Below are 11,530 nucleotides of genomic sequence, written 5' to 3'. Positions count from 1 at the left end.
TAAACGCTAAACCATTAAGATTACACTATTAATATTTGATATTGCTCTTACTGCCTTATGTTAATATTAATATTTTTCGTTGAAATATTTAATTAATGATTGTTTGGTAAATAGACAGATAAATAGAAATTTAAGAGGATTGGGAATAAAGTGTATAAAAGATAGAAATTTATGATTGTCTATGCTAAAGAATAAATGTGCGAAATGGTATGTATTGGGAGTAGTAGAATAATATAGGTTTAATAGGTATTCTTGAAATATTAGCAGAGAGTTTTTGATGCTTTAGTGGTTGCTAGTATGGGGAATTTGGTTTGGGGTGGAGATTTACTTTAAGGTAAATGTTGCAAGATTAAAGATTAAAGATTAAAGATTAAAGATTAAAGATTAAAGATTAAAGATTAAAGATTAAAGATTCTACTTGGAATCTTTGTGATTAAAGGCTTGTATTGGTTTTTTGAGTGCATTCTAACACAAACAAAACTTGATAAACTCACGCAGGAGATTCAAAATCTAATCACCAAAACAGATAGTGTTCGTTTTTACTATATTTGTCAAAATTGTATAAAAAATCATTTTATATCGGAAAAGAAATTCAAGCCATCACAGCTGATGATCTTTTTCTTTAAATCAATTTACGAACTTTTTTAAATAGCAAAATCCAAAAAAACAGGTGTTTTTTGATAACTCATTGTCAAAACCATGAAGTTACTTTTTGAAAATACCATTATATTTGCGAACTTTTTATAATAAAGAAAGAAAAAGTAAGTATTTATAAGACTTTTAGCAAAATGAATTAATAATACTTGTTTTATTTCTCTATGGCAAAGATTGCTATTATTGGCTATTAACAATATAAGACCCGATTAAAGGGGATTGAAACCTCTATTTTTAGTGTAGCTAACTTGCTGCTTTTGTCTAATTAACAATATAAGACCCGATTAAAGGGGATTGAAATCTATTACTAATTATCTATATTACAAAATGTAGCAAACCAAACTCGTTTTAGTCCCTTCTTAAATTATTCTATGCTAAAATTAGACACTTAAGAAGTTAAGAAATTTAGGGATTTAAGTAGAATAATAAATGAAAAATATACTAGAATTTTGCTAGAGTAATTTTAAAAAGGGACTAAAATAAGTGGTTTTCGGTAAGCCACGCAGGATTAAAATTCCTTTTAAAACCGAAACTTTATTTTATGCTTTCTTTAGAATATTTATAATAAGGTAGCACCAAAGGGCTGTGATTGATAAATTTTTAGCTTTAAACAAAAGTATAAAAAGCCTAGAGTAGAAGTGTGTAGCTTGAGATTCTCAAGCAGAGACTGCAGAGAATCTAGCTTTGATTTATTTTGTGAGGTCTTTGATAAATCTATCAGCAAGATAGAGACCATCACCATTTGATCCAATAAGTTTGATTTTATCAACAATTCCACGGAACAAAGCCTCTTCCTCGTGTTGTTCGCTTACATACCATTGCAAGAAATTAAAAGTTGGGTAGTCTTTGCTTTGCAAGGTGCAATCTACAAGGTTATTGATAGATTGTGTGATTTTTTGCTCGTGCGCATATGTTTTTTCAAACACATCAAGCAATCCATTAAAGTTGGATTCTGGAGCGGCGACTTCTGTAATGATCACCTTAGAATCTGTTTCATTAAGGTATGTAATAAGACGCTTAGCATGTCCGCTTTCTTCATCGGCATGTTGAAACAAAAACAAACCCGCACCATCAAAACTATTTTCATAGCACCAAGAGCTCATACTCAAATACAAATTAGCCGCAAACATTTCTTTTGCAATTTGCTCATTGAGTAGTTTTACAATGTCTTGTGTAATCATTTTATATCCTTAATGAAAATTTAGAGTTTGAATTCTAAGTTATATTGCCTAATATTTCTCTTAAGATTCTGTATTAGTATCAATAAGCAAAGATGCTAGATTCTTAAGGATTCTTGTTGTGTGGGTTGTTGATATAAATTTATTGACTTGCAAAAATCATATTTTAAAAATAGGGAATGTTAATGTCTGCTTTTTGTGGTTAATATTATATGAATCAAAAAAACAAAGGATTTAGAATGTTTGATACTATAAAGCACACTTTAACTCATATGGATAAAAGTTTTCTTGCAGAGAAAATTGGCTATAGCAATGTAGAGAAATTTGCCCAAACAAAGTCTTTGTTTTTGGAGTGTTCAAGTATGAAGGAGTGGTTTTTAAAGGGGCATTATGATATGGTGAATTCCTCTTTGGAGTTTATACGAAAGCTTGATTTTGTTTTGGATAAAGACATTTTGGATTTGTTTTTGCAAGAGAGCATTTGGCTAAAAGACAAATACACAAAGCTACAAGAAGCTAGAATTGACATAAAAACAAATTTCAAACGCACAAGTGAGCCTATACACGCGCTTGCTGGTTTGTCTCATTTGTGAGTATTGAAGTTTCCTATCACAGAGGATTTGCTTTATCTTAACAAAATGCAAATTATGCAAAAACTTCAAGAGTTTGCTATGAAACATTATAAAGATTCTAAGGGTAAGTTAGAATTTTGGGGAGATATTTTACAATATAAAATCTCTTATGATGGAGAATCATTGACTTTAAAGATTTAAGGGTGGTTTGTGATAGCTATTTCTAATCTTTTAAAAAAACAGCATCAAAGTATTTATCAAGATCTCATTAAGCATTTTAAGCTATTTAATATTGCTTATAGGGAGGTTGAGAGCAAAGATATATGGGTAAGGGATTTTATGCCCTTGGTGTATGAAAACACCGCGACAAGCTATATTTATAATCCAAATTATCTCAAAAAAAGACCTGAAATAAGGACTTTTATAGAGCCTTTGGATAATCACTTAAATTTAGTTCTTGATGGTGGTAATTTTGTAAGAATGCAAGATATTGCCTTTATGTGCGAGAAAATCTTTAGCGAAAATCCGCTGCTAAAAGAAGAAGAAATTATAAAAACTCTCAAGCAAACTCTCAAATTAAACCGCATAATATTTTTGCCAAAACAAGCCTATGATAGCTATGGGCATAGCGATAGTATGGCAAGATTTGTAACCAAAAATCACATATTGATTAATGATTTCTCGCTAGAAAATGATAAATTTTTTAAAAAGCTAAATGTAGCTTTAGAGGGTTTTCAAGTTACTAAGATGAGCTATAAAAAGGGAGGGGGGAGTTACATTGCATTAGTGCTAATGTTTTAGAATAATTAAAAGGAGAAAAAATGGCAGATAGAGTTGATTTTATCGAGAATCTAGGAGATGATGTAAAGAAAAGTTTCTTAAGATTATATCTTAAAGGTGCTATTGGAAGTAGAGATATCGCAGAGAAGTTGCTTGATAAAGCATCGAGCAAATTTACTATTTTTGAAATGATAAGGAATCAGCTAAATTTAAAAGATACTAGCGAAGTGGAATGCTTAAAAGAGCACTATGAAATAATAATGCGAAAATATGAAATCGTGAATAAAGAGGAAGATAAAAAATTTGAAGAAGTAGATAAATTAGTTGATGAAAAATTTGAAGAAATGAAAAAATTTGCCCTATGGTATGAGAAAGCGCGTATAAATCCTAAAGAAAGAAAATGTCATTATTGCGAAATCACAGAAGAAAACTTAAAAAAATTGTTTGACAATAAGGTTATACAATCTAAAAAACCATCTTTTAATAGCACATTGCAGATTGAAAGGCTAAATCCAAACAAAGGCTATGTTAAAGATAACTGCGTTTTGGCTTGTTGTATTTGCAATAATGCAAAGAGTGATATGATAAATGCTAAAAATTTTAAAGAATATTTTGCAGAAAGTGTTAAAAAATTTTATAACGATTTGCTGAATGGAAAAACAAATAGCTTTTTATAGCTAGACAATCAGAATGTAGTGATTCTAACATAAAAAGCTTGTGTTTCTTGGTATTTTGCCTTGAAATGTTAGTGGTTTATGATTCTAGGATTTGTATGAAAGATTGCAACTCTTGTTTTATATCTTTTGCTAGCTAAAGTGGTTCTAAAAGTCTAATATGGGGGATGTGTTCATAGATTATGGGTTTTATCTGCATTTTGTCATTAATATAAATCTCAATAATCAATGATGCATCTTCTAGCGTTTCTATGATTCGTTGTGTTTTAAGTGGTTTTTTGATGAAATATTTAGCCACTTCTGCGCTAATTAGCATTCTTGCAATAAAATATGGCTTGTTGTTAAACCACAGAATTTGCATTTTTTAAGATTCTGCTTATATCTAGTGAAGCTTCAAAATTTTCTTTTAGCAGTTTTATGTCTTTGATGCTTTTTAAATAAAGTGTTTTTAGAATCTCATTTTCTAGGCACACCAAATACTGAAAACTAGAAAAAAGAGCAACTTTTAAAGACTTAATAGTCCTATTTTGATTCTTATAATTGAATTAAATCTGAATCTTTTTGATGATTGAAGAGTAAAATATAATCAATGTGTTGGCTCTCTAGCTTTTTGCTGCCAATATCAACAAAAAGGGAAAGGTCTGCTAAATGCATATGCTAATTCCATAATGCACATATTTACACGCCTTTTGGTAGAAATCCGCTCCAAGATAAAAGGAGAGTTTATCTAGCATATTTGATACAAAGGCGCTTTTGCTATCTTCTTTTATGCTCCATTTTTGACTTATTTTTTGTAATTGATTAGAAATAAGTGGATTTTTGATGTCGCGCTCTATAGTTTTTGTGCTTACATTTAAGATACGCGCAAGTTCTGTGATGTTTTTGGGATTTTGTCATAAATCTTGGCAATTTGCTCATCTTGATTTGTCATTTTTGCCCCCATAAGTATCAATTCACAACAAAATAAAAAGCGTAGATTGATTTTGGATTAATTCTAGCCAAAGCATCCTTAGAATCCGCATTAAAACTAATAGCCTAAGCTCTTTTGTCTGGTTAGTTTGTATGCAAAATTTATTCATTTGTCTTTAATGGGCTGTTTAGTGAATTGTAAGGCAAATTTTGACAAAATACAAAATTTTAGAGTCTCTAAAGGGAAAATTTGCAACAAACAATATTAGAATTAATGGAAAAATGGGAAGTCTCTAAGGAAGATAGGGAGATTTATTGCAAGAGAGTTTATTCTAAGAGCTTTGCAAAAGGACAGAGAATTGCTAGTGGAGAAGATGAGTGTCGCGGGTTAGTTTTGATTGAATATGGCGCACTTAGGGCTTATATCATTTCTTCTTATGCAAAAGAAATTAATCTTTTTGTGCTCCATAAAGATGATTATTGTATTCTTTCGGCTTCTTGTATGTTTAAAAATATCACTTTTGAAGTGAATTTGGAGTTTATAGAGACTTCTAGCGTGTGGATTCTGCCTAGTAAAGTATTTGATCAGTTAAGTTTAAAATACCCTAAGGCAAAGCAATTTCACTTAGATTTGGTGTCGCAGAGATTAAGCAAGGTAGTTGATTCGCTTAGTTCTTTGGCTTTTGAATCTTTAAACCAAAGAGTCTTTAACTTTTTGCTTGAATCGCTTAAGGCTAATGGGAATGATAAAAAAAGACTCTATATCACACATGGAGAAATTGCCAATGCACTAGGGAGTGCTAGAGAGGCTGTTTCTAGAGTTTTGAAAGATTTAGAAAAGCAAAATAAAATTATTTTAAAGCGCGGAATTATAGAGTTTTTGGATTAGTCTTATTTGGCTTTAAGCGCCTTTTTTATCTCTTCTGAATCATCAAAGTGTAAGGTGCGATCACCAATAATTTGATAAGTTTCATCGCCTTTTCCAAGCACAAGCAGCACTTCATCTTCTTTGAGTTGGGCAATGGCTTTTTGGATAGCCAAAGCGCGATTGACTTCTAAGGTAACTCTTGAGAGTTTATTGTGTGGGATTCCACTTAGAATCTCTTGCATAATAATTTTGGGGTCTTCATTGCGTGGATTGTCGCTTGTGAGATAAATTTTTTGTGCGTATTTGCTTGCACAAAATCCCATTTTTGGTCGTTTTGTCTTGTCTCTATCGCCACCTGCGCCAAAAAGCACTGCGATTTTTTGATGTAGAAAAGATTGAAAAATTTGCTCCATTCCATCTTCAGTGTGTGCAAAATCAACGATAATAAGAGGCTTTTGGTTGATAATTTGCATACGCCCCATAACTCCCCCAAAATTTTCTAATTGATTAGCAATTTCTTGCAGGGGTTTTTGGGTTAGCATTTGCACTGCACCAATGGCGGCTAGTGCATTATAGAGATTATGTTTGCCAAGGAGCAAAGAATCCAAAGTAGCTACTTGGCTACCATAGGTTATTTGTGCAGTGATTCCACCTTTTAGGCTATAAGCTTTGATGCTAAAAGTGGAGGCTGATTCAATTCCATAAGTTAGGGTATTTTGCAGTGAGTATTGAGCGTTTTTTTCATCTTTGTTGATAAGCTTTTTGTCGTTTGGATTAGCAAAAAAAGAGTTTTTAGTTGCAATATAATTTTCTAGGGTTTTGTGATAGTCTAAATGATCACTTGTGATGTTAGTTAGGATTTTTAGCGCGAACTCTAAGCCCTCGATTCTATTTTGAACAATAGCGTGTGAGCTTACTTCCATAACAAAAAATTCACAACCTTCTTGTTTGGCTTCATTGATAGCAGTGTAAATTTCTAGTGTGGAGGGAGTTGTAAGCCCTTTTGGGCGTTTTTGGATTCCATTAATAAAAAATCCTCGCGTTCCAAGCAAACCAACTTTATAGCCCATATCCAAAAGGATAGAATAAATCATTGCAGCAGTCGTAGTTTTTCCGTTTGTCCCTGTAATACCAATGCATTGTAAATCTAATTTTAAATAGCTTGATAATTCTTTGGGGGTAACAAAAAACTCACAGCCTTTTTTTTGAACTTCTTTAAGATATTTTTGGGAGCTTTGCGTAACAAAAAAGGCACAATCTTTGGAGACTTCTCTTGAATCATCACTTAAAAATTTAAAATCCCTAGAAATGTCTAGTGCAATTTTCATTTATAATCTCCTGCTTTAAGAATCTGCTTATAGATTCTTAGAAAATCTTTATCCAAAAAAAGAATATTGCCAACATTTTCAAAATAATTCATCGCAACATCTTTGAATCCATAATCAACGAGATTTTGCATAAAAAATAAAAAATCTCCCTTGTGTGTGAATATGATTTTGGTGCTAAACATTAAATCCTCAAAAGCTTCCTTAAAGCCAATATCATCGGCTATTTTTTGAAAATCTTTGTATAAGATTCCATCGCTTCTATCAATGTCGGCTTCTTGAATACTTTGAAGTGCAAGATTAAGTGCAAAAAGATTTTTATCAAAATTTTCTATCATCGCGATAATTTCTTGTTGCGCATCAGAAGTCTTAGAATCTTTAATGATTTGATAATAATCAAACAAACTTGTTGCCTCATCCTTGTGATCTAGCGCCATATCAGCCAACATTGTTAGCATTTGCAAAAAAGGTTTATTTTTGGCGACGAAATTAGGATTATCTTGAATTTCAGAGAGAATTCCACTTGCTAAAGAACAAAATTCAAGGCATTCTGAATATTCGCCCTTTTTAAAAGATTCTTGAGCCTTTTTTAAATACTTTGAGCTTTGCTGGATTAAGCGCATATTAACCTACATTTACAAGTTCAATATCAGGGTGAATTTCATTTTTTAGCGCACTTTCAATCCCAAATTTAAGTGTTTTTGAGCTACTTGGACAGCCTTTACAGGCACCTTCTAAGCGCACATAAACTTTGCCATTTTCAATTTTAAGCAAGGTTACATTTCCACCATCATTAATAAGCATTGGACGCACTTTGTCAATCACAATCTCCACTGGCTTTAATAATTCCTGATCGCTAAAGGGAAGCATTTTTTCTCCTAAATAATTTTAATCTCTTTATATTCTATAAAAACTTAATCTTTTATTAGTTTTAAGTAAGAGCGATACTTTTTACCTAATTTAATATTAAAGCATTTTTTATTAATCAAAGAAAGTTGAAATATTTATGGAATTTTTTCATTTTTTGTTTTATAATTAGCCAGGTTTATGAAAATAAAGGGCGGTTGTGCTACATTAGCACTTGGCATACTTACTACTTTTAGGAGGATTTTATGCAAAATGATGAAGTCGTTATTCAAAGTTATCTTAAAATAACTTCAGAAAGAAAAAAAAGAAAGAATCCAGCGCGTTGGGATAAATGGCAAAGTATCACAGGTCTAGTTTTGGCTGTGTTTATTTTGTTGCATATGTGTTTTACTTCGTCGATTCTTTTTGGAGTTGAAGCATTTAATGCGGTAGTTGCTTTTAGCGAAGGATCTTTAATTTTTGGAAAAGGCATTCCTATAATCACTACTTTGGTTGTAATTGTAATTAGTGCATTTTTTGTAACACATGCTTTTTTGGCAATGAGAAAATTCCCAGCAAATTTTCAACAACTTATGGTTTTTAAAACACATAAAAGCTTAATGAAGCATTGCGACACAACACTTTGGTGGATTCAATTCCTCACAGGCTTTATTTTGTTTTTCTTGGGTGGTGCTCATTTAGTAACTATTTTATTTAACTCTACAGAAATTAATGCGATTACTTCAGCAGCAAGATTTGTTCAAGGTAATTTAGCGGAGTTTTATCTTGTTTTACTTGTAGTGATGGTTTTGCATGCAAGTATTGGACTATATCGTGTGATTATTAAATGGGTTCCTCTTGAAGCGCCAACAACGGCACAAAGCAATATTAAAAGACGCAATATCAAAATTGCTATATTCTCAATTTTTATCATTCTTGGAGTTATTGCTTTTATAGCGGATTTCACTTGGATTGCGCTTGGAAAAAGTTTATAGGAGTTTTTAGATGAAAATAATATATTGTGATTCATTGGTAATTGGTGGAGGATTAGCAGGGCTTAGATCCGCAGTAGCCTGTCAAGAGAGGGGTTTAAGCACTATTGTTTTAAGTCTTGTTCCTGTTAAGCGAAGCCATTCTGCAGCAGCACAAGGGGGTATGCAAGCTAGTCTTGGTAATTCAAAAATGAGTGATGGTGATAATGAAGACTTGCACTTTGCAGATACGGTAAAGGGAAGCGATTGGGGTTGCGATCAAAAGGTAGCAAGAATGTTTGTAACCACTGCACCAAAAGCCATTAGACAATTAGCTGCTTGGGGGGTACCTTGGACAAGAATCAAAAAAGGCGATAGAACAGCAGTTATTAACGCACAAAAAACAACTATTACAGAAGAAGAATTCCGCCATGGATTAATCCATTCAAGAGATTTTGGTGGAACTAAGAAATGGAGAACTTGTTATACAGCTGATGCCACAGGACATTCAATGCTTTTTGCTGTGGCTAATGAAGCTTTGAAGCATAATGTTGATATTCACGATAGAAAAGAGGCAATTGCAATTATCCATAAAGATGGTAGATGCTATGGGGCAGTTGTTAGGGATCTTATCACAGGAGAACTCATCGCCTATGTTTCAAGAGGAACACTGATTGCAACAGGTGGATATGGTAGAATCTATAAAGACACAACTAACGCAGTAATTTGCGAAGGAACAGGAAGTGCCATAGCACTTGAAACTGGGATTGCAAAACTTGGCAACATGGAAGCGGTGCAATTCCACCCAACAGGACTTTTCCCAAGTGGAATTTTATTGACAGAAGGTTGTCGTGGAGATGGTGGGGTATTGCGTGATGTTGATGGATACCGCTTTATGCCAGATTATGAGCCCGAGAAAAAAGAACTTGCAAGTCGTGATGTGGTTGCTCGAAGAATGCTCCAAAGAATACGCGAAGGCAAGGGAGTGAAATCTCCTTATGGCGAACATCTGTGGTTAGATATTTCTATTTTAGGTAGAAAGCATATTGAAACTAACTTAAGAGATGTCCAAGAAATTTGTGAATGTTTTGCGGGCATTGATCCAGCTGAAAAGTGGGCTCCAGTTAAACCAATGCAACATTATTGTATGGGTGGAATCCGCACTAATCATAAGGGAGAGAGTGCCCTAAAAGGACTTTTTTCAGCAGGTGAAGCAGCTTGTTGGGATTTACACGGATTTAACCGATTGGGTGGGAACTCAGTGAGTGAAGCTGTGGTAAGTGGTATGATTATTGGAGATTATTTTGCAGAGAGTTGTCAGCAAACTTATGTGGATATTCAAACAGAATTTGTTGAAGAATTTTTAAAAAAACAGCAAGCCTATCTTGAATCAATTTTGGCAAGAGAAAATGGAGAAAATGTTTTTGAAATCAAAGACAAAATGAAACAAATTATGGGTGATAAAGTTGGTATTTTCCGAGATGGATCGCATTTGCAAGAAGCTGTTAATGAATTAGAAAAACTTTATATTCGCTCTAAAAATATTAGCATTAAAACTAAGAGAATGCACGCTAATCCAGAATTAGAAGAAGCTTATCGTGTGCCAAAAATGTTAAAAATCGCACTTTGTGTTGCAAAAGGTGCTTTAGATAGAACAGAATCTAGGGGAGCACATAGCCGAGAAGATTTTCCAAAACGCGATGATTTAAATTGGCTTAAGAGAACTTTGACTTCTTGGGAAGATCCTAATCAAACCTTGCCAACTGTTACTTATGAACCATTGGATATTGCCACAATGGAAATTGCTCCAGGATTCCGTGGATATGGAGCTAAGGGAATGATTATTGAAAATCCAGAGAGCTTGAGACGACAAGAAGAGATTGACAATATTCGCACAAAAATGGAAGCAGAGGGCAAAGATCGCTATGAGATTCAAGAGGCATTAATGCCATTTGAATTGCAACCATATTACAAAGCACGCAATCAAAGAATAGGAGATAAACAATGAGTGGAGCAGTAGAAAGTAGCAACAGAACCTTAACTATTCGGGTTTTAAAATTTAATCCAAATAGCGCAATTTCAAAGCCGCATTTTGCAGAATACAAATTGCAAGAAGCACATTCGATGACGATTTTTATTGTTTTAAATATGATTAGAGAGCAATATGATCCTGATTTGAGTTTTGATTTTGTTTGTCGTGCAGGTATTTGTGGAAGTTGTGGAATGATGATAAATGGTCGCCCTAGACTTGCTTGTAGAACTTTAACAAAAGATTTTCCAGATGGTGTAATCACACTTATGCCACTTCCTGCCTTCAAGCTTATCAAAGATTTGTCTGTGGATACAGGAAATTGGTTTAATGGTATGAGCAAACGCGTTGAGAGTTGGATTCACGCACAAGAAAAAAGTGAAGAGCATATGAGTCAAATTGAAGATCGTGTTGAGCCAGAAGTAGCACAAGAGATTTTTGAGCTTGATCGATGCATTGAGTGTGGTTGTTGTATTGCTGCGTGTGGAACAAAGCTAATGCGTGAAGATTTTGTGGGAGCAGCAGGATTAAATCGAGTGGTGCGCTTTATGCTTGATCCACACGATCAACGCACCGATGAGGATTATTACGAGCTAGTGGGAGATGATAATGGTGTGTTTGGTTGTATGAGCTTACTTGCATGCCACGATGTTTGCCCTAAAAATCTACCCTTACAAAGTAAGATTGCTTATTTGCGTAGAAAAATGGCAACAACTAAATAATT

13 protein-coding genes are annotated in these 11,530 nt (G+C 33.4%); 8 read left to right on the top strand and 5 right to left on the bottom strand.

From position 1 onward, the window contains the following. Positions 1-1,343 precede the first annotated feature (1,343 nt). Positions 1,344-1,835, bottom strand: a complete 492-nt coding sequence (gene ftnA, locus MKD52_RS07675) for a non-heme ferritin (protein WP_242099834.1) — start codon at positions 1,833-1,835, stop codon at positions 1,344-1,346. A gap of 236 nt (positions 1,836-2,071) precedes the next feature. Here ftnA and MKD52_RS07670 point away from each other — a divergent pair, with 236 nt between their 5' ends. From MKD52_RS07670 to MKD52_RS07655, 4 genes are read left to right on the top strand one after another with little or no spacing between them, the layout of a single operon-like run. Further along, the gene (locus tag MKD52_RS07670; protein ID WP_242099833.1) at positions 2,072-2,425 is read left to right on the top strand and encodes a hypothetical protein; all 354 of its coding nucleotides are present in this window, start codon (positions 2,072-2,074) and stop codon (positions 2,423-2,425) included. Between the two features lie 3 nt (positions 2,426-2,428). Then, positions 2,429-2,605: a hypothetical protein gene (locus tag MKD52_RS07665; protein ID WP_242099832.1), complete on the top strand. Its 177-nt coding sequence runs from the start codon at positions 2,429-2,431 to the stop codon at positions 2,603-2,605. 9 nt (positions 2,606-2,614) lie between these two features. Then, entirely contained in the window at positions 2,615-3,205 is a 591-nt protein-coding gene (locus MKD52_RS07660) for an agmatine deiminase family protein (protein WP_242099831.1), read from the top strand. Between the two features lie 20 nt (positions 3,206-3,225). After that, the gene (locus tag MKD52_RS07655) at positions 3,226-3,861 is read left to right on the top strand and encodes a hypothetical protein (protein ID WP_242099830.1); all 636 of its coding nucleotides are present in this window, start codon (positions 3,226-3,228) and stop codon (positions 3,859-3,861) included. Between the two features lie 133 nt (positions 3,862-3,994). Here the strand turns inward: MKD52_RS07655 and MKD52_RS07650 are convergent, their stop codons facing one another. Further along, positions 3,995-4,219: a WYL domain-containing protein gene (locus MKD52_RS07650; protein ID WP_112057439.1), complete on the bottom strand. Its 225-nt coding sequence runs from the start codon at positions 4,217-4,219 to the stop codon at positions 3,995-3,997. 798 nt (positions 4,220-5,017) lie between these two features. On the opposite strand from MKD52_RS07650, the gene MKD52_RS07645 reads away from it, so the two are divergent. Further along, complete coding sequence (locus MKD52_RS07645; RefSeq protein WP_242099829.1) at positions 5,018-5,656, top strand: Crp/Fnr family transcriptional regulator; 639 nt, start codon at positions 5,018-5,020, stop codon at positions 5,654-5,656. Between the two features lie 2 nt (positions 5,657-5,658). Here the strand turns inward: MKD52_RS07645 and MKD52_RS07640 are convergent, their stop codons facing one another. The 3 genes from MKD52_RS07640 to MKD52_RS07630 are packed head-to-tail and all read right to left on the bottom strand — an operon-like array spanning position 5,659 to position 7,830. Beyond that, positions 5,659-6,963 (bottom strand): UDP-N-acetylmuramoyl-L-alanyl-D-glutamate--2,6-diaminopimelate ligase, encoded by a 1,305-nt coding sequence (locus tag MKD52_RS07640; RefSeq protein ID WP_242099828.1) that lies wholly within the window; start codon positions 6,961-6,963, stop codon positions 5,659-5,661. After that, the gene (locus MKD52_RS07635) at positions 6,960-7,583 is read right to left on the bottom strand and encodes a hypothetical protein (RefSeq protein ID WP_112057437.1); all 624 of its coding nucleotides are present in this window, start codon (positions 7,581-7,583) and stop codon (positions 6,960-6,962) included. Before MKD52_RS07635 ends, MKD52_RS07640 begins: the two co-directional genes overlap by 4 nt. 1 nt (position 7,584) lies before the next feature. Then, on the bottom strand, positions 7,585-7,830 hold the full coding sequence (locus MKD52_RS07630) for a NifU family protein (protein ID WP_112057436.1): 246 nt from the start codon (positions 7,828-7,830) through the stop codon (positions 7,585-7,587). A gap of 242 nt (positions 7,831-8,072) precedes the next feature. Here MKD52_RS07630 and MKD52_RS07625 point away from each other — a divergent pair, with 242 nt between their 5' ends. From MKD52_RS07625 to MKD52_RS07615, 3 genes are read left to right on the top strand one after another with little or no spacing between them, the layout of a single operon-like run. Continuing rightward, the gene (locus tag MKD52_RS07625) at positions 8,073-8,801 is read left to right on the top strand and encodes a fumarate reductase cytochrome b subunit (protein WP_112057435.1); all 729 of its coding nucleotides are present in this window, start codon (positions 8,073-8,075) and stop codon (positions 8,799-8,801) included. A gap of 10 nt (positions 8,802-8,811) precedes the next feature. After that, positions 8,812-10,785: a fumarate reductase flavoprotein subunit gene (locus tag MKD52_RS07620; protein ID WP_242099827.1), complete on the top strand. Its 1,974-nt coding sequence runs from the start codon at positions 8,812-8,814 to the stop codon at positions 10,783-10,785. Then, on the top strand, positions 10,782-11,528 hold the full coding sequence (locus MKD52_RS07615; protein ID WP_242099826.1) for a fumarate reductase iron-sulfur subunit: 747 nt from the start codon (positions 10,782-10,784) through the stop codon (positions 11,526-11,528). Before MKD52_RS07620 ends, MKD52_RS07615 begins: the two co-directional genes overlap by 4 nt. Positions 11,529-11,530 lie beyond the last annotated feature (2 nt).

It is taken from the genome of Helicobacter sp. CaF467b (genome assembly GCF_022664765.1).
In the GTDB taxonomy this organism is placed as follows: Bacteria; Campylobacterota; Campylobacteria; order Campylobacterales; family Helicobacteraceae; genus Helicobacter_D; species Helicobacter_D colisuis.
The sequence above is the reverse complement of the archived record's forward strand: the minus strand, read 5'-3'. Positions and strand labels throughout refer to the sequence as shown.